26 protein-coding genes are annotated in these 24,047 nt (G+C 72.5%); 7 read left to right on the top strand and 19 right to left on the bottom strand.

Annotated features, from left to right (window positions below; translation table 11 throughout):
* Position 1 precedes the first annotated feature (1 nt).
* The 10 genes from IRQ30_RS15035 to IRQ30_RS23875 form a co-directional block, all read right to left on the bottom strand.
* Positions 2–370 carry a hypothetical protein gene (locus tag IRQ30_RS15035; protein WP_193607216.1) on the bottom strand — a complete coding sequence of 123 codons (369 nt, stop codon included), beginning with the start codon at positions 368–370 and terminating at the stop codon, positions 2–4.
* Between the two features lie 42 nt (positions 371–412).
* Positions 413–814: a YjbQ family protein gene (locus tag IRQ30_RS15030; protein ID WP_193607215.1), complete on the bottom strand. Its 402-nt coding sequence runs from the start codon at positions 812–814 to the stop codon at positions 413–415.
* Positions 814–1,416 (bottom strand): DUF3105 domain-containing protein, encoded by a 603-nt coding sequence (locus IRQ30_RS15025; protein ID WP_193613850.1) that lies wholly within the window; start codon positions 1,414–1,416, stop codon positions 814–816. The genes IRQ30_RS15030 and IRQ30_RS15025 overlap by 1 nt, the downstream gene beginning before the upstream one ends.
* Positions 1,417–1,655: 239 nt before the next feature.
* On the bottom strand, positions 1,656–1,955 hold the full coding sequence (locus tag IRQ30_RS15020) for a thiamine-binding protein (RefSeq protein ID WP_193607213.1): 300 nt from the start codon (positions 1,953–1,955) through the stop codon (positions 1,656–1,658).
* Between the two features lie 27 nt (positions 1,956–1,982).
* Positions 1,983–2,570, bottom strand: coding sequence for a hypothetical protein (locus IRQ30_RS15015; protein ID WP_193613849.1), 588 nt, complete (start codon positions 2,568–2,570; stop codon positions 1,983–1,985).
* Between the two features lie 15 nt (positions 2,571–2,585).
* Positions 2,586–3,089 carry a SigE family RNA polymerase sigma factor gene (locus tag IRQ30_RS15010; RefSeq protein WP_193613848.1) on the bottom strand — a complete coding sequence of 168 codons (504 nt, stop codon included), beginning with the start codon at positions 3,087–3,089 and terminating at the stop codon, positions 2,586–2,588.
* On the bottom strand, positions 3,076–4,428 hold the full coding sequence (locus tag IRQ30_RS15005; protein ID WP_193613847.1) for a hypothetical protein: 1,353 nt from the start codon (positions 4,426–4,428) through the stop codon (positions 3,076–3,078). Before IRQ30_RS15005 ends, IRQ30_RS15010 begins: the two co-directional genes overlap by 14 nt.
* A gap of 194 nt (positions 4,429–4,622) precedes the next feature.
* Entirely contained in the window at positions 4,623–7,532 is a 2,910-nt protein-coding gene (locus IRQ30_RS15000; protein WP_193613846.1) for an aconitate hydratase, read from the bottom strand.
* Positions 7,532–8,521, bottom strand: a complete 990-nt coding sequence (locus IRQ30_RS14995) for an SDR family NAD(P)-dependent oxidoreductase (RefSeq protein WP_227467648.1) — start codon at positions 8,519–8,521, stop codon at positions 7,532–7,534. Before IRQ30_RS14995 ends, IRQ30_RS15000 begins: the two co-directional genes overlap by 1 nt.
* Positions 8,522–8,581: 60 nt before the next feature.
* Positions 8,582–10,273: a beta-propeller fold lactonase family protein gene (locus tag IRQ30_RS23875; RefSeq protein WP_193613845.1), complete on the bottom strand. Its 1,692-nt coding sequence runs from the start codon at positions 10,271–10,273 to the stop codon at positions 8,582–8,584.
* A 390-nt stretch (positions 10,274–10,663) separates the two neighbouring features.
* Between IRQ30_RS23875 and IRQ30_RS14985 the strand changes: the two genes are divergently transcribed.
* Positions 10,664–11,380 (top strand): hypothetical protein, encoded by a 717-nt coding sequence (locus IRQ30_RS14985; RefSeq protein ID WP_193613844.1) that lies wholly within the window; start codon positions 10,664–10,666, stop codon positions 11,378–11,380.
* 108 nt (positions 11,381–11,488) lie between these two features.
* Here the strand turns inward: IRQ30_RS14985 and IRQ30_RS14980 are convergent, their stop codons facing one another.
* Positions 11,489–12,604 (bottom strand): class I SAM-dependent RNA methyltransferase, encoded by a 1,116-nt coding sequence (locus IRQ30_RS14980; RefSeq protein ID WP_193613843.1) that lies wholly within the window; start codon positions 12,602–12,604, stop codon positions 11,489–11,491.
* A complete protein-coding gene (locus IRQ30_RS14975) occupies positions 12,601–14,643 on the bottom strand; it encodes an APC family permease (RefSeq protein WP_338089723.1) in 2,043 nt (680 codons plus the stop codon). Before IRQ30_RS14975 ends, IRQ30_RS14980 begins: the two co-directional genes overlap by 4 nt.
* A 61-nt stretch (positions 14,644–14,704) precedes the next feature.
* On the opposite strand from IRQ30_RS14975, the gene IRQ30_RS14970 reads away from it, so the two are divergent.
* Together IRQ30_RS14970 and IRQ30_RS14965 are read left to right on the top strand one after the other, a co-directional pair.
* Positions 14,705–15,352: a potassium channel family protein gene (locus tag IRQ30_RS14970; RefSeq protein ID WP_227467658.1), complete on the top strand. Its 648-nt coding sequence runs from the start codon at positions 14,705–14,707 to the stop codon at positions 15,350–15,352.
* 2 nt (positions 15,353–15,354) lie between these two features.
* Positions 15,355–16,026, top strand: a complete 672-nt coding sequence (locus tag IRQ30_RS14965; protein ID WP_193613840.1) for a potassium channel family protein — start codon at positions 15,355–15,357, stop codon at positions 16,024–16,026.
* Here the strand turns inward: IRQ30_RS14965 and IRQ30_RS14960 are convergent.
* Genes IRQ30_RS14960 through dut form a run of 4 tightly spaced genes read right to left on the bottom strand, consistent with a single transcriptional unit; the run spans position 16,023 to position 18,216 of the window.
* Positions 16,023–16,766, bottom strand: coding sequence for a DUF3159 domain-containing protein (locus IRQ30_RS14960; protein ID WP_193613839.1), 744 nt, complete (start codon positions 16,764–16,766; stop codon positions 16,023–16,025). The two genes, IRQ30_RS14965 and IRQ30_RS14960, sit on opposite strands and share 4 nt — an antisense overlap.
* Entirely contained in the window at positions 16,763–17,116 is a 354-nt protein-coding gene (locus tag IRQ30_RS14955; RefSeq protein WP_420827607.1) for an OB-fold nucleic acid binding domain-containing protein, read from the bottom strand. The genes IRQ30_RS14960 and IRQ30_RS14955 overlap by 4 nt, the downstream gene beginning before the upstream one ends.
* A gap of 10 nt (positions 17,117–17,126) precedes the next feature.
* Complete coding sequence (locus IRQ30_RS14950) at positions 17,127–17,762, bottom strand: DUF3710 domain-containing protein (protein WP_193613837.1); 636 nt, start codon at positions 17,760–17,762, stop codon at positions 17,127–17,129.
* 16 nt (positions 17,763–17,778) lie between these two features.
* Positions 17,779–18,216, bottom strand: a complete 438-nt coding sequence (gene dut / locus IRQ30_RS14945; protein WP_338089737.1) for a dUTP diphosphatase — start codon at positions 18,214–18,216, stop codon at positions 17,779–17,781.
* 106 nt (positions 18,217–18,322) lie between these two features.
* Between dut and IRQ30_RS14940 the strand changes: the two genes are divergently transcribed.
* Both IRQ30_RS14940 and IRQ30_RS14935 read left to right on the top strand, forming a co-directional pair.
* Positions 18,323–18,793, top strand: coding sequence for a DUF3093 domain-containing protein (locus IRQ30_RS14940; protein ID WP_338089721.1), 471 nt, complete (start codon positions 18,323–18,325; stop codon positions 18,791–18,793).
* A 34-nt stretch (positions 18,794–18,827) separates the two neighbouring features.
* Positions 18,828–19,145 carry a DUF4235 domain-containing protein gene (locus IRQ30_RS14935; protein ID WP_193607186.1) on the top strand — a complete coding sequence of 106 codons (318 nt, stop codon included), beginning with the start codon at positions 18,828–18,830 and terminating at the stop codon, positions 19,143–19,145.
* A gap of 21 nt (positions 19,146–19,166) precedes the next feature.
* On the opposite strand, the gene IRQ30_RS14930 is transcribed toward IRQ30_RS14935, so the two are convergent.
* From IRQ30_RS14930 to IRQ30_RS14920, 3 genes are all read right to left on the bottom strand, one after another.
* The gene (locus IRQ30_RS14930; RefSeq protein WP_193607185.1) at positions 19,167–19,457 is read right to left on the bottom strand and encodes a DUF4193 domain-containing protein; all 291 of its coding nucleotides are present in this window, start codon (positions 19,455–19,457) and stop codon (positions 19,167–19,169) included.
* A 110-nt stretch (positions 19,458–19,567) separates the two neighbouring features.
* Positions 19,568–20,398 carry an inositol monophosphatase family protein gene (locus IRQ30_RS14925; protein WP_193613834.1) on the bottom strand — a complete coding sequence of 277 codons (831 nt, stop codon included), beginning with the start codon at positions 20,396–20,398 and terminating at the stop codon, positions 19,568–19,570.
* The gene (locus IRQ30_RS14920; protein WP_193613832.1) at positions 20,395–21,483 is read right to left on the bottom strand and encodes a ferrochelatase; all 1,089 of its coding nucleotides are present in this window, start codon (positions 21,481–21,483) and stop codon (positions 20,395–20,397) included. The genes IRQ30_RS14925 and IRQ30_RS14920 overlap by 4 nt, the downstream gene beginning before the upstream one ends.
* A gap of 33 nt (positions 21,484–21,516) precedes the next feature.
* Between IRQ30_RS14920 and IRQ30_RS14915 the strand changes: the two genes are divergently transcribed.
* Positions 21,517–22,725 carry an MFS transporter gene (locus IRQ30_RS14915; RefSeq protein WP_193613830.1) on the top strand — a complete coding sequence of 403 codons (1,209 nt, stop codon included), beginning with the start codon at positions 21,517–21,519 and terminating at the stop codon, positions 22,723–22,725.
* On the top strand, positions 22,722–24,026 hold the full coding sequence (locus tag IRQ30_RS14910; RefSeq protein ID WP_193613828.1) for a D-arabinono-1,4-lactone oxidase: 1,305 nt from the start codon (positions 22,722–22,724) through the stop codon (positions 24,024–24,026). The genes IRQ30_RS14915 and IRQ30_RS14910 overlap by 4 nt, the downstream gene beginning before the upstream one ends.
* Positions 24,027–24,047 lie beyond the last annotated feature (21 nt).

The raw sequence follows: 24,047 nt of genomic DNA, 5'->3' as shown, positions 1-24,047 counted from the left end.
GCTAGAGGCGGGCGACGTAGCGGCGCCCGCGCAGCGCCTCCTCGACGAGACCGACCTCGCGGCGCAGCCCGAGCAGCCGCGCCTCCTCGAGCTGGAAGGTCTGCACCGCGGCCTCGACCACCTCGTCGGAGGCCACCTCGCGCAGGTCGGCGCGCGCCTCGCTCATCCCGCGCCGACAGGCCGCCTGGCTGGCCTCGACGTGCAGCACCGCGAAGCGCGCGAGGACGACGACGTGACGCCGCAGCCCGGCGTAGCGCCGGTAGTCGGGCGGGCACTGGTCGAGCAGCCAGTCGGCGGCCGTGCGCTCCCAGTCGGGAGCGTCGGGGGGACGGACGCCCCGCGGCCATCCGGGAGGAGCGACGAGTGCCATGACCCGAGGCTAGTCGAACACCTGTTCGACCTCCATGGTGGGTCAGCCCAGGAAGCTGAGCCGCACCTCGCGGTCGGGGTTGTCGACGTTGAGGTCCACCAGGCACACGCTCTGCCACGTGCCGAGGGCGAGCCGGCCGCCCAGCACCGGCACCGTCGCCGACGGGGGCACGATCGCCGGCATCACGTGCGAGCGGCCGTGACCGGGCGAGCCGTGGCGGTGGCGCCACCGGTCGTCGGCGGGGAGCAGGTCGCCCAGGGCCGCGAGCAGGTCGTCGTCGCTGCCGGCGCCGGTCTCGATGATCGCGATGCCGGCCGTCGCGTGCGGCACGAACACGTTCAGGAGCCCGTCGCCACGACCGCGCACGAACTCCGCGCAGTCGTCGGTCAGGTCCAGCACGGCCTCGTCGGCACCGGTGCGGTAGCGGCGGGTCTCGCTGTCCATCACACCGACGTCCCCGCCGGGTCGCGGACCCCGCCCGCGCAGGACGCGAACGGCTCCGGGGCGGTCTCCCCCGCGCCGTACTCCTCGATGAAGAGCTGCAGGCGGGGGTCGTCGGCGCCGGTCAGCTCGAGCTGGCGCTCCCACACGGTCACGACGACCGGCGCGCGGAGGTCGTCGTACGGCGAGAGGATGCCGTTCTGCGGCAGGGCCTCCTCCAGCGCGGCGACCGACTCCTCGTCGAGGTCGGGCTCGTAGGTGATCCAGACCGTGCCGTGCTCGAGGTCGTGCACGACGTTCTCCTCGCTCACGGGCTCGTCGTAGACCCCGCAGTCGAGCCACGTCGGGTCGTGGGGGCCGCCGGCCGGGGGCGACTGCTCGTAGTCGACGTCGTCCTCGGTGTGGGTCGGCTCCAGGTCGGAGAACTCCTCCACGGCCGCGAGGTCCGTGCCGGCGCCCGGCCCGTCCGTGCCGCCCTCGGCGCCCCCCTCGGTGCCGGCAGAGCTCTGCCCCTTGCGAGGTCCCGCGCCGGGCTCGGGGTCGTCGTCGGACAGCACGACCGGCACCAGCACGGCCAGGCCGATGACGAGGGCGGCGCCCAGCACGCCCAGCACGATCGCGAGGCGTCGCGCGCCACCGGACGGCGGCGGCTGCTGCGGGGGCGGAGGTCCGTAGGGCGTCCAGCCGGGCGGGGGCGGCGGTGGCGGCTGGTACGACGGCGGGCCCGTCGGGGGCCCGGCCGACGGGCCGGACGGGGGCGGGCCGTACGGGGGCGGGCCGGAGGAGGGAGGGCCCGACGGCGGTGGGCCGGACGGCGGCGGTCCCGGGGGCGGCGGGTAGGACATCAGCCCTCCAGGGCCCGCTCGATGCGCTCCACCTTGGCCGTGAGCTCACCGGTCCAGCCGGGGCGGATGTCGGCCTTGAGCACGAGCCCGACGCGGGGCGACACCTCGGCGACGACGTCCACGGCGCGCTTCACCACGGCCATCACCTCGTCCCACTCCCCCTCGATGTTGGTGAACATCGCGTTGGTCTCGTGGGGCAGGCCGGACTCGCGGACGACGCGCACGGCGGCGGCCACGGCCTCGGAGACGCCGCCGGTCTCGTCGCCGGTGGAGGGACTGATGCTGAAGGCCACGATCATGTCCGCAACCGTAGCCAAGCCGGCCAGTCAGCCCAGCAGAAGGTAGCGCCCCGGGGTGAGGAAGAAGCCCGCACCGAGGTCGTCGTCCAGGCAGGTGACGCCGATCTCCTCCACCACGCACTCGACCGGGCTGCGGGGCCAGGTGACCCGGGTGCCGTGCTCGACCGTCGCCCCCTGCGCGCCGCGGATCGTGTCGGTGTTGCACAGCGGCACCGGCCCGTCCTCGCCGAGCTCGATCCTCCCGACGTAGACCGACGGCCCGCCGGGGTCGCAGACGTCGAGGTCCTTCACGGGCCCGTCGCCGAGCTCGCAGGCGGGCGTCCCCGCGAGGTCGCTGAGCGAGCAGTAGACGTCGCCGTCGGGCGAGAGGAACCGCGCCAGCTCCACCGTCGTGGTCGCGGCCTCCAGGTGGGCGACGCCCTCGTCGTACGTCGTCGGCTCACCGGGGGCCGGGTCCGTCGAGGGCGGGCCCTCCAACGGCTCCCCTCCCAGGATCGGCCCGGACTGGACGGGCGTGGGGCCGATCTCACGCTCCGCGCTTCCGCCGTCGCCGGAGCAGCCCGCGGCGAGCAGGGCGAGCAGCAGTAGGGGGCCCGCCTGCCGAGTGCGTCTCACGCGCGGCAGCGTAGTTCAGCCGGCGCCGACCGTGGCCTCGTCCAGGTCCGGGACGAGGGCCCGCAGCCGAGCGAGGGCGTCGCGGGCCTGCGACTTCACCGTGCCCACCGCGATCCCCAGCGCCTCCGCGGTCTGCGCCTCGCTGAGGTCCTCGTAGTAGCGCAGCACGACCACCGCGCGCTGGCGCGGCGCCAGCGTCAGCAGCGCGCGTCGCAGGTCCTCGCGCTGGTCGACGTCGGCGTCGTGGGTGCCTGTCTCCGGCAGCTCGTCGGTGCCGACCTCGCGCCAGCGCCGACGACGCCACCGGGAGATGCTCTCGCGCGCCAGGATCCTGCGCACGTAGGGCTCCGGCCGGTCGCGGATCCTGCGCCACTGCGGCACGGCCTTGACCAGCGCCACCTGCAGCAGGTCCTCCGCGTCCTCGTGGCTGCCGGTCATCAGGTACGCCGTGCGCAGCAGCGCGGAGCGGCGCGCGAGGACGAACTCCTCGAAGCCCGCCCGGTCCTCAGACGCGGCCACGACGCCTCCACAGGACGACGCCGAGACCGGCGAGCAGGACACCGAGGACGACGAGGGCCAGGCGCAGCCGGGGGTCGAGCACGTAGGGGGCGTCGGGCGCCGAGAAGGTCGGCGCGGCGAGCGCGTCCTGAGCCACGACCACCTCGGACGAGGAGCCGTCCTGCGGCAGCCGCACCAGCCGCTCGGTGGCGCCGGTGTTGACGTCGACGGAGAGCAGCGCGTTCGCGGAGTAGGCGCGCACGACCACCGTCCAGTCGTCGCGCCAACCCCAGATGTCGTCGGCGCGGACGTCGCCCACCGGCTCGGTGGTCACGTCGACGTCCGGACCGTCAGGCACCACGCCGGCCAGCAGCGGCGCTGCGTCGCTGGAGCGGGTCCCCGGGTCGCCGTCGGGGTCGCCGAGCACCGCCACGCGGTTGCCCGAGGGGTTCAGGACGGCCGGGCTCTCGGGTCGCACGTCCGGCCTCAGGACGCGCGAGAGGGCGGTGCCGTCGCCGTCGTAGACCTCGAGACGCGCGCCCGGGGCGACGACCCGAGGTGACAGGCCGGCCTGTGGGAGCAGGTCCGGCCGCGGACCGTCGAAGCGGCGAGGCCGCTGGTCCAAGGGCCACGTGTAGAGGTGGTAGTCCGAACCGGTTCCGGTCTCGGCGTCCTCGTCGGCGGCCTGGTCCCACTGTCCGTACTGGACCCAGAGGGTGTCCCCGGTCCACACCAGCCCGCTGACGTCGATGCCGTGCTCGGTCTCCACCCGGTGGCGGTCGACCTCGCCCGTGACCGTGTCGTAGACCGCGACGCCGACGAACGTGTCGCCCTCCATGCGGTTCGGCTCACCTGCGGGCGTGCCGGCCAGCGGGTACGCCACGTGGCGACCGTCCGCCGAGAGCGCGACGCGGGCGCCCTCCTCGAGACCCGGCGTGCTCGACAGTCCGGGCAGGTCGAGGAACGCGTAGTCACCGTCGGTGGAGACCCCGGCCAGGCCGGTGCTGGAGCCGGTCCAGGTCCTCCGCTCGGCCGGGACCACCGCAGCCAGCGGGCCGAGCTCGCCGACGTCGTCGGTCCCGGGCGACCACGGGCTCGGGACCTGCAGCCGGTCGGGCAGCCGCAGCCCGGCCTGCGCGTCCGCCGGCCCGACGTCGTACGTCGTCGCCGGCAGCAGCGCCCCCACCAGGGAGCCGACCGCGGCGAGCAGGACGAGCGTCAGCGTGAGCGTCTCCACCCGGCGGCGGCGTCCGTAGCGGCGCCCGCGCTCCCAGAGGTCGTGGCCCGAGGAGGCGTCCGGGGGCACGCCGACGGGCGCGTGCTCGGCCAGGTCGGCGAGACGGTCGTGCAGCGAGGTCATGGGGTCCTCCGGGGATCCGGTCGTGCCGTCACCAGACAACACGACGCCACACCCCGATCAGGAGGGGTCCGATCCGGCAGGGATCGTCACTCCCGCCCCACCGACATGACGAAACTCCCGCTTCCGGCACGAAGCTTCGTACCGGAAGCGGGAGTTTCACCGGGTACCCGGTGAAACTCACCGGGTCCCGACGCTCAGGCGGTCTGCCGCCGCAGGTTGCGCAGGACGTACTGCATGATCCCGCCGTTGCGGTAGTAGTTGGCCTCGCCGGGGGTGTCGATGCGGACGACGGCGTCGAACTCGACGCTCTGCCCGTCTGCGGAGGCGGCCTTGACCTTGACGGTCTTCGGCGTGCGGCCCTCGTTGAGCTCGGTGATGCCGGTGATGGAGAACTCCTCCTCACCGGTCAGGCCGAGCGACTCGGCGTTCTCGCCCGCGGGGTACTGCAGCGGGATGACGCCCATGCCGATCAGGTTGGAGCGGTGGATCCGCTCGTAGGACTCGGCGATGACCGCCTTGACGCCCAGCAGCGAGGTTCCCTTGGCCGCCCAGTCGCGCGACGAGCCGGAGCCGTACTCCTTGCCGGACAGCACGACCAGCGGGGTGCCGGCCGCGAGGTAGTTCTCGGAGGCCTCGAAGACCGACGTGACCTCGCCGCCGTTGGTGAAGTCGCGGGTGACGCCACCCTCGGTGCCGGGGGCCAGCTGGTTGCGCAGCCGGATGTTGGCGAACGTGCCGCGGATCATGACCTCGTGGTTGCCACGGCGCGAGCCGTAGGAGTTGAAGTCACGCTGGCCGACGTTGTGCTCGGCGAGGTAGCGCCCTGCGGGCGAGTCCTTCTTGATCGCGCCGGCCGGGCTGATGTGGTCGGTGGTGACCGAGTCGCCCAGCTTGAGCAGCACCCGCGCGCCGGAGATGTCCTCGACCGGGGCCGGCTCGTCCGGCATCCCGTCGAAGTAGGGAGGCTTGCGGACGTAGGTGGACTCGGGGTCCCACTCGAACGTCTTGCCCTCGGGCGTGGGCAGCGACTGCCACGTCTCGTCGCCCGCGAAGACGTCGGCGTAGCCGTCGTCGAACATCTCGGAGGTGATCGCCTGCGCGATGACGTCCTCGACCTCCTTCGAGGTCGGCCAGATGTCCTTCATGAAGACGTCGTTGCCGTCCTGGTCCTGGCCCAGCGGGTCGTTGAACAGGTCGACGTCCATGGAGCCGGCCAGCGCGTAGGCGACGACCAGCGGCGGGGACGCGAGGTAGTTCATCTTGATGTCGGGGTTGATCCGGCCCTCGAAGTTGCGGTTGCCGGACAGCACCGACACGACGGCGAGGTCGTGGTCGTTGACGGCCTGGCTGACCTCGGGGATGAGCGGGCCGGAGTTGCCGATGCAGGTGGTGCAGCCGTAGCCGACGAGGTTGAAGCCGAGCTTGTCGAGGTACGGCGTCAGGCCGGACTTCTCGTAGTAGTCGGAGACCACCTTGGAGCCGGGCGCCAGCGTGGTCTTGACCCACGGCTTGCGCTCCAGGCCCTTCTCGACCGCCTTCTTGGCGAGCAGGGCCGCGCCGATCATGACCGACGGGTTGGAGGTGTTGGTGCACGACGTGATCGCGGCGATCGTGACGGCGCCGTGGTCGAGCTCGAACTCGGTGCCGTCCGCGAGGGTGACGCTCGCCTTGTTCGACGGGCGCCCCTCACCGGTCGCGGCGTGGTCGTGCCAGTCGTCGGGCTTGCCGCCGCCGTTGCCGTGGCTGGTGCCGCCGCCGCCGTTGGAGGCGGGGGCGTCGCTCGAGGGGAAGGACTCCGCCGAGGCCTCGTCGACCTCGGAGACGACACCCTCCGGCTTCTCCTGCTGGGGCACGCCGGGCTTGCGGTCGTCGCCGCCGGTGTCGCCGTCGGAGACGTAGTCGGCCAGCGCGGTGCGGAAGGCCTCCTTGGCCTCGGACAGCGAGACGCGGTCCTGCGGGCGCTTGGGGCCGGCCAGCGACGGGACGACGGTCGTCAGGTCGAGCTCGAGCTTCTCGGAGAAGCGCGGCTCGGCGTCCGGGTCGTGCCAGAGGCCCTGCTCCTTGGCGTAGGCCTCGACCAGCGCGAGCTGCTCGTCGGAGCGGCCGGTGAGCTTGAGGTACTTGGTCGTCTCCTCGTCGATCGGGAAGACCGCGATCGTCGAGCCGAACTCCGGACTCATGTTGCCGATGGTGGCGCGGTTGGCCAGGGGCAGCACCGAGACGCCGGGTCCGTAGAACTCGACGAACTTGCCGACGACGCCGTGCTTGCGCAGCATCTCGGTGATCGTGAGCACCAGGTCGGTGGCGGTCGCGCCCTCGGGCAGGTCGCCGTTGAGCTTGAAGCCGACGACGCGCGGGATCAGCATGGAGACCGGCTGGCCGAGCATGGCGGCCTCGGCCTCGATGCCGCCGACGCCCCAGCCGACCACGCCGATGCCGTTGACCATCGTGGTGTGGGAGTCGGTGCCGACGCAGGTGTCGGGGTAGGCCTGCAGCTCACCGTCGACCTCGCGGGTGAAGACCGTGCGGGCCAGGTGCTCGATGTTGACCTGGTGGACGATGCCGGTGCCCGGGGGGACGACCTTGAAGTCGTCGAAGGCGCCCTGGCCCCAGCGCAGGAACTGGTAGCGCTCGCGGTTGCGCTCGTACTCGATCTCGACGTTGCGCTCGAACGCCTCGGGCGTGCCGAACACGTCCGCGATCACCGAGTGGTCGATGACCATCTCGGCGGGCGCGAGCGGGTTGATCTTGGTCGGGTCGCCGCCGAGGTCGGCCATCGCCTCGCGCATGGTGGCGAGGTCGACGACGCAGGGCACGCCCGTGAAGTCCTGCATGATCACGCGCGCCGGCGTGAACTGGATCTCCTGGCTCGGGTCCGCGTCGGCGTCCCAGCCGGCGATCGCCAAGATGTCGTCGGCGGTGATGTCCGCGCCGTCCTCGGTGCGGAGGAGGTTCTCCAGCAGCACCTTGAGGGAGAACGGCAGGCTCGCGACAGCGTCCGCGGGCAACCCCTCCCCCGTGACCGCGTCGAGACGGAAGATCTCGTAGGACTTCCCGTCCACGTCCAGCGTGCTCTTGGCTCCGAAGCTGTCCTGGCTGGCCATCAAGCCGTCTCCTCGTTGAGGTCGAGTGTGTGCTCCACCCATCTTGCCGCCGCCTGGGCGACGCGGGGTAGTAAGGCGAGCCTTACTCGGAACAACGCAATATGTCTTGATGTCAAGATACACGACATCGAGTCATCACTCAACGAGGGAGTTCCCCTCCTCAGCCCTGAGCGAGCTCCGCGTTGTCCTGCCACGCCTCCCAGGTCGCGAGCCGCGACTCGTAGTCGGCCTTGGCGATGCCGAGCGGCGCGGTGCCCAGGAAGGCACGCAGCGGCGGCACGTCGGCGTCGACGATCCGCAGCACGGCCGCGGCCGAGGCGGTCGGGTCGCCCGGGCCTGCGCCGTTGCGCTTGCGCGCGCCACTGCGCTGCCTTCTCGCGCACCTCGTCGTACGCCGCCAGCGGGGTCGCGTGGCGGGCGGACGGCCCCGCCCAGTCGGTCGCGAAGCCACCCGGCTCGACCAGGGTCACGTGGATGCCGAAGTCGGCGACCTCCTGGGCCAGGGCCTGGGAGAAGCCCTCGAGCGCCCACTTGGAGGCGTGGTAGGCGCCGACGTTGGTGAACGCGGAGATCCCGCCGATGGAGGAGACCTGGAGCAGGTGGCCCGAGCCCTGCGCTCGCAGGAACGGCAGCGCCGCCTGGGTCACCCACATCGCACCGAAGACGTTGGTCTCCATCTGGTCGCGGAACTCCTGCTCGCTCAGCTCCTCGACGAAGCCGAACTGTCCGTAGCCCGCGTTGTTGACGACCACGTCGAGCCGCCCGAAGTGCTCGTGCGCCCGCGCCACGGCGACGAAGTCGGCCTCGCGGTCGGTGACGTCGAGCTGAAGGGCCAGGACGGCGTCGCCGTACTTCTCCACCAGGTCGTCGAGGGTCGCGGTGTCGCGTGCGGTGGCGGCCACCCGGTCGCCGCGCTCGAGGGCGGCGATCGTCCACTCGCGGCCGAAGCCGCGCGAGGCGCCGGTGATGAGCCATGTCTTCTGCGTCATGTGTTCGACGCTAGGACCTGGAGCGCACTCCCATGCAAGCCGGGACCGGCGGCCCCGGTCCTACCTCAGCCTGACCGTCAGTGTCCTGCGCACGGTGTAGCCGTCGGCGTCGGTGAGGATGACGATGAGCCTGGCGGTGCCCTTCCTCCCGACGGCCGCCTTGCCCTTGGCCCTGTTGGTCGCCACGAGTCGGAGCGTCGCGGTGCCACCCCGGACCGTGGCGGAGGCGCGCTTGAGCGTGATCCTGCCCCTCAGCCCCTTGACCTTGGCGGTGCCGGTGACGGCGATGGACACCGCCTCGCCCGCACCGGCCCTGACCACGACCGCGAGCTTGCGCTTCTGCTTCTGCGTCTTCCTCGCCTTGACGGTGACGCGATCCACGCCGGCACGCACCTGCGCCCCGGCGGTGGCGACCGCGGAGCCATTGCAGAGCGCGGACAGCCCCGTCGAGACGAACGTCGTCGAGCAGCCCTCGTCGTCGGTGAGCGTCACCTTCGGTAGGTAGGTGCCCGAGGCATAGGTATGAGTGACCGTCGGCGCCGTGGTCGTGGCCGACGTGCCGTCGCCGAACCTCCAGGTGTAGGCCGAGACGGTGCCGTCGGAGTCGGTGGACGTGGAGGCGTTGAGCGTGACCCTGCCGCCGACCGTCCGGGTGGTCAGCCGGGCGGTGGGCGGCTGGTTCGGGCGGATGGCGACGGACTGGAAGTCGGAGGCGCCCGGGTTGTCGAGTGCGAGCGGTGACCCGTTCGCGGCGAGGGAGCCGTCCGACTGCACCGTGAAGGAGTACGCCTGCCTCGAGCTGCGGGCCGAGGAGTAGACGCGCTTGCCGTCCGGGGTGATCGCAAGCCCGGTCGCGAAGGTCCCTGCGGCCACGGGCGTGCCGATCGTCGCGAGCTTGCCGTCACCCGCGATCGCGTAGGAGACGACCTGGCCGCTGTTCGCGCCGGTGGCGTAGAGGCGGCGCCCGTCGGGGCTGATCGCCATCCCGCCGTACGGCCCGTCGACACCGGGGAACGGCGACCCGTCGATCGCGGTCAGGGTGCCGCTGGCGGCGATCGAGTAGCCGGAGATGTCGTCCGAGGTGTAGTTGCCGACGTAGATCCTGCGTCCGTCGGGAGTGATCTGCGCGACGGTCGGGGAGTCACCGGTCGCGATCGGCGACCCGGGCTTCTCGGTCAACGAGCCGTCCGCGGCAATGCTGTAGGCACGGAGCTGGTCGAGGTTCTCGTCGACCACGTAGATCGAGCGGGAGTCGGGTGAGGCCACGATCCCGCGGATGCCGGCCGCCCCGCCGATCACGGTCGACTGCGGGGAGCCGGTGAGGCCACCGTCCGCCCGGATCGCGTAGCGACGCACGAAGCTGTTGGGTCCGCCGAAGGCCGCGTAGAGGAACTTCCCGTCCGGAGTCACCGTGATGGCGTAGGGGAAGCCGCCGCCGGCCAGGCCACCGGGCCCCAGCACCGGTGCCAGCGTGCCGTCGGCCGCGACGGAGTAGGCGTTGACGCTCTGGCCACCGGTGTCGCTGACGTAGAGGAACCGGCCGTCCGCGCTGAAGACCATCCCCTCGGCGTCGTTGGACGTGACCGTCGTCCGCTCGGTGAGCAGCGCGCCGCTGCCGTCGGTCCTGAACCCCGACACCCGGTCCGCGCCGTTGTCGCTGACGTAGACGTCGCGCCTCTCTGACGCCGCGGCGGAGGTCGTGGTGAGCGCTACGAGGGAAAGGGCGACGAGCCCTGCGGCGGCCTTGATCACGCGCTGACTGTAGCGCCGCGCGACAGTTGGTCGAGGCCGACCGAGCGATCACGCGTGGCGCGAGTCCACCGGAGGTGTGCCGGCGTCGGAGCCGGTCTTCTCCAGCAGCGCGACGCACTCCAGGGCGTCGCGTCTACTACGGTCCTGGGTCGGAAGCTACCGATTCACACGGGGTGGTGGGGATTCGCCCTCGCTTCCAGTCTCCGGACACCTGTCTTGGACAGCCCGGTCGAGGCCGCGATCCCGGAGTGACGGTCAGTTGCACGGCGGGCGGCTGCCCTGTTTCGCTGATCGGCTGCCGACGCGCCATGTTCGGCCTACGGTGGCGCACGTGGTACTTCCGCCATCGGGGACGTCGGTCCTCGCGGCTACCGACCCCGAGGATCGACCTTGACCCGTGATCGCGCATTCCAGCCCATCCTTCGCCTCGTCGCGCTCGCGCTCGTGAGCAGCGGCTTTGCCGTCGGTCTGGCCACCGCGCCCCCGGCGGCGGCCGCCGAGGACCCCTGCGCCGTGGAGGTTGCGGCCTACGACGCCGCACTCGGCGAGCGGATCGAGGCGGACGGTCGCGCCCAAGCCGCCCTGAACGATGCTGTCCAGGCAGGGGCGCACGCGATGGAGGCACAGTTGAAGGAGGCCGAGGCACTCACGAACGTGACATTGACGGCGGGTTACGTGGAGGACGCGCGCGCCGCACTGGTCCCGTTCGAACGTGCGATCACGGGGGCCAAGCACCACGTGCGACTCGCCAAGGCCAAGCTCGTCAAGGCGAAGGCGGTCAAGGCGAGGACGAAGACCGCGAAGGTCAAGAAGGCCGCCCGGGTGAAGCGTGCGACCAAGGCGCTCGTGAAGGCGAGGTCCGCCCAGGCCCGGGCGACGAAGGCGGCCGCCGGCCCCCGCCGGGTGCTCGCGGGGAACGTGGCCCAGGCATCCGCCTACAAGGTCGCCTACGCCCGGCTCGCGGCGGAACGCAAGGTCGCCGATCAGGCGAGCGCGTTGGCGGATGCCGCCCTCGCAGCGGCCCGTGCCGACCAGAACCTCTACCTCGGTGCCTACTTCGCAGCGGACGCTGCGCTGACCCAGTGCCGCACCATGCACCCCGTCTGAGCGCGACCCGGCCGAACGCGCGCTGAGCGCGTGCCCACCACCACCGAATGCGTTCGTCAGGCCTGACCCGGGCTCGCGAGCAGTGCGTGCTCGTCGACCCGAATCGCATCACCGCAGGTCAGAACCGGTTCTCGTCAGCAACGCGACGCATTCGACGTGGTGCGTCATCGGGAACAGGTCGAACGCGCGCAGCCAGGTGAGCGCGTAGCCGTGCTCGGCGAAGATCGCGACGTCGCGGGCTAGGGCGGCCGGGTCGCAGGCGACGTAGGCCACGGCGCGCGGTGAGCGCGCGACCACCGCCTCGACCACGGCCCGTTTGGCCCCCTCGCGCGGCGGGTCGAGGACGACGACGTCGAACGGCTCCGGATAGCCGGCCGCGAGGACGTGGTCGACCCGGCCGGCGGTGGCCTCGATGCCGGGGCTGTTGCTCATGGACAGCTCCGAGGCCCGCTCGTCACCCTCGACGGCGACCACGCGGCCCGTCTCCCCCACGGCGTCGAGCAGGAACCGCGCGAACAGCCCGACCCCGGCGTACAGGTCGAGGGCCCGCTCCCCCGGTGCCGGGCGCAGCGCGTCGAGCACGGTGGACACGAGGACCTCGGGGGCGCCGGGGTGGACCTGCCAGAAGCCGTCGTCGGCCACCTCGAAGGAGTGCGGGCCCACGACGTACGACGGCCGGGTGGGCGCCTCGATGAGGCACTCGTCGATCTCGACGACCTCGTGGGAGCGGTGCTTGCGCATCCCCCGGGCGCCGCCCGGCAGGGGCACGTAGCGCTGCCGGGTGCGCCAGTGCAGGCCGTGGTCGTCACCGGGCACCGGCTCCACCTCGACCTCGACGTCGAGGCGCGCGAGCCGGGCGAGCTGCTCCCGCACCACGTCGGCCTTGAGGGAGCGCTGCCGCTCCAGCGTCACGTGCTGGAAGTCGCAGCCGCCGCAGAGCCCGGGGCCGGCGAAGCGGCACGGCTGCGGCACCCGGTCGGTCGAGGCGTCCAGCACCTCCACCGCGTCACCGCGCCAGAACCGGTCGCCCTCGGTGCCCTCGGTGATCTGCAGGACGACGCGCTCGCCGGGCAGGGCGTGACGGACGAACACCACCCGGGACTCGGGCTCCGGCAGCCGGACGATGCAGTGGCCGCCGTGCGCGACCGGCCCGACCTCGGCCTCGAAGCGCTCCCCCACCCGGGACGCGCCGCGGGCCACCCGCTGGCGTGGACGGCGCTTCATCGCGGGATCTGGCGGTCGGTGCGCTCGTCGACGCGGCCGCGGCGCAGGTCGCCGGGGCGCACCCGGGCGTCGTCGCGCTCCTCGCGCTCGCGGGCGATCTGCGACGACCGCAGCTGGTAGGGCACCGAGGTGACCATGACGCCGGGCGTGAAGAGCAGCCGGCCCTTGAGCCGCAGGGCCGTCTGGTTGTGCAGCAGCTGCTCCCACCAGCGCCCGACGACGTACTCGGGGATGTAGACGGCCACGACGCCGCGCGGGTTGGCCTTCCGGATCTCCGTGGCGTACTCGACGATCGGGCGCACCAGCTCGCGGTAGGGCGAGTGGAGGACCTTGAGCGGCACGTCCATGCGTCGCTCGTCCCACTCCTCCAGCAGCTTGTTGGTCGCGGCCGCGTCCGTGCTGACGTAGACGCCCTCGAGCACGTTGGGCCGCGACGCCTTGGCGAAGGCCAGCGCGCGCAGCGTCGGCTTGTGCAGCTTGGAGACCAGCACGATCGCGTGGACGCGGGTCGGCAGCGCCTTGTCGCCCTCGTCGGCCGCGAGCTCGAGGTTGACGCTGTCGTAGTGGCTCTTGATGCCGTTCATGATCACGTAGAAGAAGATCATCGCGAGGATCGTGATCCAGGCGCCCTCGAGGAACTTCGTGATGAGCACGACGACCAGCACGACCGCGGTGAAGCTCAGGCCCACGGCGTTGATGATGCGCGAGCGGAGCATCGTGCGGCGGGCCGCGGGGTCGCGCTCGGTGGTGAGCTTGCGCGTCCAGTGGCGGATCATGCCGAGCTGGCTGAGGTTGAACGACACGAAGACGCCGACGATGTAGAGCTGGATCAGCCTCGTCGTCTCGGCGTCGAAGGCGATGATGAGCACGATCGCCAGGGCCGCGAGGAAGAGGATGCCGTTGCTGTAGGCGAGGCGGTCGCCGCGGGAGTCGAGGGCGCGGGGGGCGAAGCCGTCGCGGGCGAGGATCGAGCCCAGCACCGGGAAGCCGTTGAAGGCGGTGTTGGCGGCCAGCACCAGGATGATCCCGGTGACGGACACGACGAGGTAGAAGCCGGGCGAGAAGTCCTGGAAGACCGCGCGGGCGATCTGCGCGATGACGGCGTGCTGGTCGTAGTCGCCCGGCAGTGCCTCCCCGTCGCGCGTGAGCCGGTCCAGGTCGTGCGGGTCGACGTAGCGCAGGCCCATCTGGCGTGCCAGGACGATGACGCTGACCATCATGGTCACCGCGATCATGCCCAGGAGGAGCAGCGTGGTGGCGGCGTTCTGGCTCTTGGGCCGGCGGAAGGCCGGGACGCCGTTGGAGATCGCCTCGACGCCGGTCAGGGCCGCACAGCCCGACGAGAACGCGCGGGCCAGCAGGAAGAGCAGGCCCATGGTGGTCAGCGCGCCGTCGTACTGCGACTCGGGCTTGATCACCAGGTCGGCCGACTCGACGTCGGGCAGGTTGCCCGAGGCCATCTGCAGGAACCCGAACGCGCACATGCCCAGGATCGCGACCATGAAGGCGTACGTCGGGATCGCGAAGAGGGTGCCGGACTCGCGGATGCCGCGCAGGTTGAGCGCGGTGAGGATCACGACCAGCGCGGCGCCGACCGTGGCCTCGTGGTGCTGGAGGATGGGGATCGCAGCGGCGGCGTACTGCGACCCCGACGAGATCGACACCGCGACCGTCAGGACGTAGTCGACGATCAGCGCGCTGGCGACCGTCGCCCCGGCCCGACGGCCCAGGTTGACCGTGGCGACCTCGTAGTCACCGCCGCCGCTCGGGTAGGCGTGCACGGTCTGGCGGTAGGAGGCGATGACCGCCGCCATGACCAGGGCGACCGCGATCGCGATCTTCCACGACCAGACGTAGGCGCTGGCGCCGGCCAGCGACAGCATGATGAAGACCTCGTCGGGCGCGTAGGCCACCGAGGAGAGGGCGTCGCTGGCGAAGACGGGCAGGGCGATCCGCTTGGGGAGAAGGGTCTCCCCCAGCTGGGAGCTCCGCAGCTTGCGCCCCAGCAGGATTCGTTTGGAGACGTCGCCGACACCCACGAGCGGCAAGGGTACGGCAAGGGTGACGTGGCAGTACGGTGGCCGGGTGCACGTCGTGATCATGGGCTGTGGCCGGGTCGGCTCGACCCTCGCCCGCAGCCTCGAGGACCGTAACCACACGGTGGCCGTCATCGACTCCGAGCCCGACGCCTTCCGGCGTCTGGGACCGGGGTTCAACGGCGACAAGGTGACCGGCTACGGCTTCGACCAGCAGGTCCTCGAGAAGGCCGGCATCCGCCGCGCCGACGCGTTCGCCGCGGTCTCCAGCGGCGACAACTCCAACATCATCGCCGCGCGTGTCGCCCGCGAGACGTTCGGGATCCAGCAGGTCGTCGCCCGCATCTACGACCCCGGCCGCGCCGAGGTCTACCAGCGCCTGGGCATCACCACGGTCGCGACGGTCAAGTGGACCGCCGACCAGGTGCTGCGCCGGATCCTGCCCGCCGGCGCCGAGCCGGACTTCCGCGACCCCTCCGGCACCATCCGGCTCGACCAGGTCCCCGTGGGCGACCCCTGGATCGGCCACCGCACCGTCGCGTTCCAGGAGCAGTCGCGCAGCCGGATCGCGTGGATCGACCGGCTGGGCGAGGGCATGCTGCCGACGCGCGAGTCGGTGATCCAGGAGGGCGACCTGCTCCACCTGGTGATGCGCGAGGAGAACGCGGCGCACGCCTACCAGGTCATCGAGCGCGGACCCGAGGAGAGCTGAGCATGCGAGTCGCCATTGCCGGAGCGGGCGCCGTCGGGCGCTCGATCGCCCGCGAGCTGATCCAGAACGGCCACGAGGTCCTGCTGATCGACAAGAACCCCGGCTCGATCCACCCCGAGCGGGTGCCCGACGCCGAGTGGCTCCTCGCCGACTCCTGCGAGCTCTCCTCGCTGGAGGAGGCGCGCCTCGACAAGTGCGACGTGGTCATCGCGGCCACGGGCGACGACAAGGCCAACCTGGTCACCTCACTGCTGGCGAAGACCGAGTTCGGCGTCCCGCGCACGGTCGGGCGGGTCAACCACCCCAACAACGAGTGGCTCTTCACCGAGGCCTGGGGCGTCGACGTCAACGTCTCGACCCCGCGGATCATGTCGGCGCTGGTCGAGGAGGCCGTCACCGTTGGCGACCTCGTGCGCCTGTTCACCTTCCGCAAGGGCAACGCCAACCTCGTGGAGATGGTGCTGCCCGCCGACTCGCCGTACGTCGGCAAGCCGTCGGGGCTGATCCCGCTCCCGGAGAACTGCGCGCTGGTCACGATCCTGCGCGACGGCCAGGTCTACGTGCCCGACGGCGAGCAGCCGGTCGAGTCCGGCGACGAGCTGCTGTTCGTCATCCCCGACGCCGGCGAGGACGAGCTCGAGCAGCTCCTCGCGCCGCGCCACCACGGGGGCTAGGCGAGCTCGACCTGCTCGGTGGGGTCGACCGGGGTGGAGTTTCGCGACAGGACCCACACCATCGAGCCGAGGGCGGCGAGCTGCAGGGGCCAGCCGAGGGCGATCTTGAGGATCCCGAGGACGGCGACGGCGGTGTCGGCGTCCATGGCGCCGGAGTTCCCGGCGAACCAGATCGGCGCCTGCGCCACGACGCGCACGATGCACGGGACGGCCAGCAGCCAGGTGAGGAGCGTGCACAGCCGCACCACCTGGCGGTTGGCGTGCCAGGCGGTGGGGTCGCCGGTGACGCTGCCGACCATGAAGCCGACGAGCGGCCAGCCCACCAGGCAGCTCAGCGCGAGCATGACGGAGTAGCCGGAGTTGTAGATGAGACCGGGCAGGAAGTAGGCCAACGCCTGCTCGTCCTCGCTGCCGCCGCGGCTCGCGGCCAGGCGCACGAAGAGCCACCCGATGCCGATGCCGAAGATCGCGTTCAGCGCGAACTGCGGGGACGAGCGCTGCACGAGCCGGACGGCGAGGACGGCGACCGCCGTGCCGATGCTGACGCTCAGCGCCAGCGTCAGCTCGCGGGTGGTGAGCCACAGGATCGTGAAGAGCACGGTCGGGACCGCGGCCTCGAGCATCCCGCGCCGGCCGCCCAGCGCCTTGGACAGCTGGGCGCGCACGACCTCCTCGACCGTCGCGACGCTGGCCTGCGGCGCGGGCTGCGGCGCCTGGTCCGGGGCGGTGGCCTCGCTCATGGCATCAGCTCGTAGCGCGGGTTGTAGATGATCCGGACGCCGTCGTGGGTGCCGATGCGCCCCCCCACCTCGATCGAGCGGCCCGGTGCGATGCCCGCGATGCGCCGGCGGCCGAGCCACACGACGGTGAGGACGCCCGAGCCGTCGAACAGCTCCGCCTCCAGGGCCGGTACGCCGCCGCGCGGGCGCAGCGTCACGGTGCGCAGCGTGCCGCGCAGCCGCACGGTCTCGCGGTCGGGCGCGTCGGCGATCGTGCCGACGCCCGCGTCGGCGTAGGTGCGCCGCAGGTCGGCCGCGTGCTGGTCGGAGCTGTTGGCCCAGCGGCTGATCGTGCGTCGCAGCTTGCTCACGGCAGGCGCCTCACTCGGACGGGGCGTCGGCACGGCGGGCGTTCTCGGGGAGGACCAGCGGCAGCGGCTCCCCCACGGGCAGGGCGTGGCCGCCGCGCCGCACGGTCACGCGGCGCAGGGTGTCCTCCCACGCGGCGGCCCCCTCGGGCTCGACGGCGGGGCGGCCCAGGAACGTCGCGCGCAGCAGCCAGCGGGGGCCGTTGACGCCGACGATGCGCGACGGCTGGGAGCCGGTCGAGCCGTCGGCACGGGTCACGGTGAGCTCGCAGAGCAACTCCGGGCCGAACGCGCCCTCGCGCTCGGTGGCCGTGCCGCCGCGGCGGGCCATGTCGGCGGCGATCTGCGGCCGCACGTCGGCCCACAGGTCGCCGTTGCGCGGCGCGGCGAAGGCCCGCAGCTCCACGGCCCCGTCGGCACCGGCCAGCACGACGGCCTGGACGTCGCCTGACTGCTCGTCGACCTGCAGGCGCAGCTCACGGCCGGCCTCGGGCTCGATGACGAGCGAGCCGAGGTCGACCCGGTCCTCGCCCTCGGGCAGGTCGTCCACGTCGTAGGGGCCGGTGGGCCCGCGGTCGGCCTCCGACGAGTCGCTCTCGACGACCGTCTCGGGGACGGCGTCGGCGTCGGACTTGCGGCGGAACTTCACGTGCTACTCCTCGTGGTCAGGATGGGCCGAAGCCCCCGGTAGAACCGTAACCCCCGGCACCACGGGCGCTGCCGGGGAGTTCGGTGACCTCGGTGAAGTGGGCGCGCTCGAACCGCTGGACGACGAGCTGGGCCACCCGGTCGCCCCGGTGGAGCTCGATCGTCTCGGCCTGGTCGTGGTTGATGAGGAGCACCTTGATCTCGCCGCGGTAGCCGGCGTCGACGGTGCCCGGGGTGTTGACGATCGACAGCCCGTGGCGCGCGGCCAGCCCGGAGCGGGGGTGCACGAGGGCGACGTAGCCGTCCGGCAGCGCGATGGCGACCCCGGTGGGCACCAGGGCGCGCTCCCCCGGGCGCAGCGTCACGTCGACGGTGGTCACCAGGTCGGCGCCGGCGTCGCCCGGGTGGGCGTAGGACGGCAGCGGCAGCTCGGGGTCCAGGCGGACCACCTCGATGGCGACCCCTCCGGCGGCCCCGGGAGCCGCGGGAGTGGGCTCGGGCGTAGGCACGGACGGACCCTAGTGCACCGTGGCTCACCGCCGGGATGGGAGGCTTGGCCCCGTGACCAGCGCCGCCGACATCGCGTACGCCGAGCGGCTCAAGGTCCCGCTGCGCTGGTGGGTCCAGGGGACCATGCTGGTCGCGACCCTCTGGCTGGCCCTCGTGGTGGCCGTCCCCGGGCCGGTGGCCTGGGTGGTCACGGCGTTGGCGATGGCGCTGCTCGCGGGAGCGCTGGTCTCCTACGGATCGGCCCGCATCGTCGTGCGCGACGGCGAGCTGCGCGCCGGCCGTGCCCACATCGAGGTGCGCCACCTCGGTGGCGTGACCGCCCTCGACGCCGACCAGGCGCGCCGGGCGGCCGGCGTGGACGCCGACGCGCGGGCGTTCCTGGTGCTGCGGCCCTACCTCAAGCGCGCGGTCCGGGTGGTCATCGCCGACCCGGCCGACCCCACGCCGTACTGGCTGCTCAGCACACGGCACCCCGAGCGCCTGGCCGAGGCCCTGTCGCACGCCCGTGGCGCGGGTCACTAACCGACCTCGAGGAGTGCGGCCCTAGGCTCTGGTCATGGCCTCCGACAGCTCCAAGATCTGGACCCTCTTCTCGCTGGGCGCCGCCATCGGCGCGGCCGCGGTCTCGAAAAAGGTGATCAACACCTCCTGGAAGGCCGCGACCGGGAAGAACCCGCCGGCCAACCCGGCCGACCCCGACGTCGACGTCTGGGAGGCCGTGGCCTGGGCCACGGTCAGCGGCACGTTCATCGCCCTGGCGCGGATGCTGGCCGCCCGCAAGGCGGCCCACTACTACGCGCGCTCCACCGGGCACCTTCCCCCGGGCATGGAGAAGGACGGCCAGGACGCCTCCGCCCCGACGCCGGTGTCCTGAGCGGACACCCGACCGTCGTCCTCAGACGCAGTCGCGGCAGATCATCTTCTTGCTGTCGGCCAGCTGGCTGCGGTGGTGGACCAGGAAGCAGCTCATGCAGGTGAACTCGTCCTCCTGCTTGGGCTTCACCTCGACGGCGAGCTCCTCGTGCGACAGGTCGGCGCCGGGCAGCTCGAACGCCTCGGCGGCCTCCGCCTCGTCCTCGTCGACCTTGCCGGAGTTCTTGTCGTGGCGACGCGCCTTGAGCTCCTCGATGCTCTCCTCGGACTGCTCTTCCTCGTTCTTACGCGGTGCGTCATAGTCGGTGGCCATTGCGTCGCTCACTCCCTTCGGCTGTGTGTGGCGGGCCAGATTTTGCACTATCTCCGCGGTCCGGCCAACACCGGTTACGCGACGTGGCCGGAACAGCCTCTGACGTGCGGCTATTCCCCTTCAAGGCTGATGGTGACAGGTGCCATGAAACCGGCCTCGGCGACGGCGTCGCGGAACTCCTCGAACCCGTGACCTGGCGCACACAGCAGCAGCGTCATCCCCCCGATGCCGGTGACCGTCTCGGTGCGCGCGCCGGCCGCGCGGGCGATCAGACCACCGGCCGCGTGGTCCCACAGGTTGACCCCCTCCTCGACGTAGGCGTCGAGCTGGCCCTCCGCCACGGCGCACAGGTCGAGCGCGCACGAGCCGAGCCGACGGACGTCGCGGATGCGCGGCAGCAGCCGGGTCACGGCCTCCGACTGGAGCACCCGCACGTGCCGGTCGTAGGAGAAGCCGGTGCCGACCAGGCGGTGCGACAGCGGCGCCTCCCCCCGTACGGCGAGCGGTCGCCCGTCGCGGCGGGCGACGACGCGGCCGCCCTCCTCGCGGGCGACGCACTCGGCCCCGGTGGCGACGTTCAGCACGACCCCGGCCACCGCCTCGCCGTCGACCTCGGCCGCGATCGAGACGGCGTACTGGGGCAGCCCGTAGAGGAAGTTGACGGTGCCGTCGATCGGGTCGATGACCCACCGCACGCCCGTGGTGCCGGCCTCGTCGTCGCCCTCCTCGCCGAGGAACGCGTCGTCGGGGCGGGCCGCCCGGAGGGTGTCGCGGATCAGGGTCTCCGCGGCCCGGTCGGCCTCGGTCACGATGTCGACGTCGCTGGACTTGGTGTCGGCCACGCTGACCCCCGCCTCACGCCGCCCGCGCACCAGCTCGGCGGCCAGCCGGGCGGTGTCGAGCGCGAGGTCGGCGAGCGCGGCGGCGTCGGGGCGGGTCATGCCTCGCCGCAGAGCGCGGGCCGCTCGGCCCGGGGGTTGGGGCAGCACCCGACGGGGCAGCGGTCCCACCGGGCGTCGAGGCGGCCGATGGCGGTGCGGGTGACCGCCTCGCCGCGCTCGGCGGCCGCGCGCTCCAGCAGCAGGTCGCGCACCATGGCGACGAAGCGCCGGTCGGTGCCGGCGGTGGCCGCGCGGCGGGCCGGCAGGCCGAGCCGCTCGGCGGTCGCCAGGGCCTCCGTGTCGAGGTCGTAGACGACCTCCATGTGGTCCGAGACGAACCCGCTGGGCACCATCACGACGGCGGGGACGCCCGCCTCGTGCAGCGCCTCGAGGTGGTCGTTGACGTCCGGCTCCAGCCACGGCGTCTGCGGCGAGCCCGACCGCGAGCAGTAGACGAGCTCCCACGGGTGGGCGGTGCCGGTGCTCTCCGACACCTGGCGCACGATCTCCTCCGCGGCGCTGAGGTGCTGGTCGACGTAGGCGCCGCCCTCCGGCCCGCTGGTGTCGGCCATCGCGTCGGGGATCGAGTGGGTGACGAACGCCAGGTGCGCGCCCGCCCGGACCTCCTCGGGAAGGTCGGCCAGCGCCGCCAGGGTGGCGTCGACCATGGGCTCCACGAAGCCCGGGTGGTTGAAGTAGTGACGCAGCTTGTCGAGCACGGGGGCGCCCTCGAGACCGTCGACCGCGTCGAAGAGGTTCTCGCGGTACTGCCGGCAGCTCGACCACGAGGAGTAGGTGCTCGTGACGAAGCACGCCGCCCGGGTCACGCCATCGGCGGCCATCTCGGCGAGGGTGTCGCGCAGGAAGGGGTCCCAGTTGCGGTTGCCCCAGTAGACGGGGAGGTCGATCCCGGCCTCGGCGAGGTCGGCGCGGATGGAGGCCAGCAGGTCGCGGTTCAGGTCGTTGATCGGCGAACGGCCGCCGAAGAGGAAGTAGTGCTCGCCGACCGCCTCCAGCCGCTCGCGGGGGATCCCGCGACCGCGGGTGACGTTCTCGAGGAAGGGCACGACCTGGTCGGGTGCCTCGGGGCCCCCGAACGAGACGAGCAGGACGGCGTCGTACGGGGAGGCGTCTGGATTGGGCACTCCCCCATCGTATGGATCTAGTGTTCGGACGCCATGATCAGCGCCTACCACCGGATCCTCGCGAAGCCCGGCACCGCCCTCTTCAGCGCGACCGGCCTGGTGGCCCGCCTGCCGATCGCGATGGTCGGCCTGGGCATCGTGCTGCTCGTCGAGGACGCGTCCGGCTCCTACGGCGTGGCCGGCGCGGTGTCGGCGGCCCACCTGCTCGCCAACGCGTTCTTCGCGATCCTGCAGGGCAAGCTGCTCGACCGCCTGGGCCAGTCGCGGGTGCTGCCGGTGGTGATCACCGTGTGGGGCGTGGCGCTGGCGCTGCTCATGTGGTCGGTCGACTCCGGCTGGCCGATCGCGCTGACCTACCTCTTCGCGGTCCTGGCCGGCGCCTCGCTGCCCTCGGTCGGCAGCTGCGTGCGCGCCCGCTGGTCGCACGCCACCCGCGACCCCGACGAGCTGCAGACGGCGTTCGCGCTGGAGGCGGTCGCCGACGAGGCGGTCTTCATCACCGGCCCGATCCTGGTGACCGTCCTCGCCACGTCGGTGCACCCCGCCGCCGGGCTGGTCACCGCGCTGGTCGCCGGGGTCCTGGGCACCTACGCGTTCGCCGCCCAGCGCGGCACCGAGCCGCCGCGGCACCGTCCGGCGGCCGCGCGCTCGGAGCGCGCCCGCATCCCCTGGCGCATCGTGGTCCCGCTGACGGTGGTCTCCACGATGCTGGGGCTGCTCTTCGGCGCCGCCGAGGTGGCCACCGTGGCGTTCGCCGAGGAGCAGGACGCCAAGGCCTTCGCCGGACCGCTGCTCGCCCTCTGGGCCGCCGGCAGCCTGATCGCGGGCGTGCTCAGCGGCGCGGTGACGTGGCGCCGAGGCCCCGAGCACCGGCTCCGGTGGGGCACCCTCGCGATGACCGTGGCCATCCTGCCGCTGGCCTTCATCGACTCGATGGTGGTGATGGGGGCGGTGCTGTTCGTCGCCGGCTTCGCCATCGCGCCCACCCTGATCGCGACCATGTCGCTGTGCGAGCGGGTCGTCCCGCCGTCGCGCCTGACGGAGGGCATGGCGTTCCTCCACACGGGCCTGGTCGCCGGGGTCGCACCGGGCGCCACCCTGGCCGGCGTGCTCGTCGACCACCAGGGCGCGTCGGCGGCCTACCTCGTCCCGGTCGGCGGCGGCGTGCTCGCCGTGCTGGCGGCGCAGGCGATCCGCACGACAGCCGATTCGCACTACCGTGGTGCCCGTGATGACGCGTGACTGAGTGGAAGAACTGGTCCGGGCTCGTGACCGCCCGCCCGGAGCGCACCGCGACTCCCCCCGACGTGGAGGCCGTGGTGGCCGAGGTGGAGCGCGCCCGCGACGCCCGCACGACGGTCAAGATGGTCGGCACCGGCCACAGCTTCACCGCCATCGCCGCCCCCGAGCACACGATGCTGCGTCCCCAGGGCCTCACCGGGATCGTCGCCGTCGACCGCGACGCGATGACCGTGACCGCGCTCGCCGGCACGCAGCTCAAGCACCTCAACGCGGGTCTCGAGGCCCTCGGTCTGAGCCTGCACAACATGGGCGACATCGCCGAGCAGACGCTGGCGGGCGCGATCTCGACGGGCACGCACGGCACGGGCGGGGTCGCGGCCGGCCTGGCGGCCCAGGTCGTCGGCCTGGAGCTGGTGACCGGCACCGGCGAGGTCCTGCGCGCCACCGAGTCCGAGAACGCCGACGTCCTGGAGGTCGCCCGGGTCGGCCTGGGCGCGCTCGGCGTCCTCACCCGGCTCACGTTCCGCGTGGAGCCGCTCTTCCTGCTGGAGGCGACAGAGGAGCCGATGGGCTGGGACGAGGCGCTGTCGTCGTTCGACCAGATGACGGCCGAGAGCCACCACGTCGACATGTACTGGTTCCCCCACACCGACCGGCTGCTCACCAAGCGCAACGACCGCCTCGACGCCGACCTGTCCGAGGCGTCCCCCCTGCCACGGCTGCGCGCCTGGCTCGACGACGACCTGCTGTCCAACCGGGCCTTCGGGGCCCTGACGGCCGCCGCCAACCTCGCCCCGCGGGTGATCCCGCCGATGAACCGCGTCAACGCCCGCGTCCTGGGGGCGCGCACCTACTCCGACGTCGCCCACCGGGTCTTCGTCGCCGACCGCGACGTGGTCTTCCGCGAGATGGAGTACGCCGTGCCGCGCGAGGCCGGTCTCTCGGCGCTGCGCGAGGCCCGTGCGGCCCTCGACGCCTCCGACCTGCACGTGAGCTTCCCCGTCGAGATCCGGGTCGCGCCGGCCGACGACATCCCGCTGTCGACCGCTGGTGGCCGCGACTCGTTCTACCTCGCGTTCCACACGCACCGTCGCGCCGACCACACCGCGTACTTCGCGCTCATGGAGCCGATCATGCGCGCCCACGGCGGGCGCCCCCACTGGGGCAAGGTGCACACCCGCCAGGCCGACGGCCTGGCCCCGCTCTACCCGCGATTCGAGGAGTTCCTGGCCATGCGCGACCGGCTCGACCCCGACCGGGTCTTCGCCAACGGCTACCTGCGGCGGGTGCTGGGGCCCTAGCCCCTCGCGAGCCCGACCGAA

The sequence above is a fragment of the Nocardioides lijunqiniae genome (assembly GCF_015024225.1).
GTDB lineage: Bacteria > Actinomycetota > Actinomycetes > Propionibacteriales > Nocardioidaceae > Nocardioides > Nocardioides lijunqiniae.
This window is presented reverse-complemented; position numbering and strand designations above follow the sequence as displayed.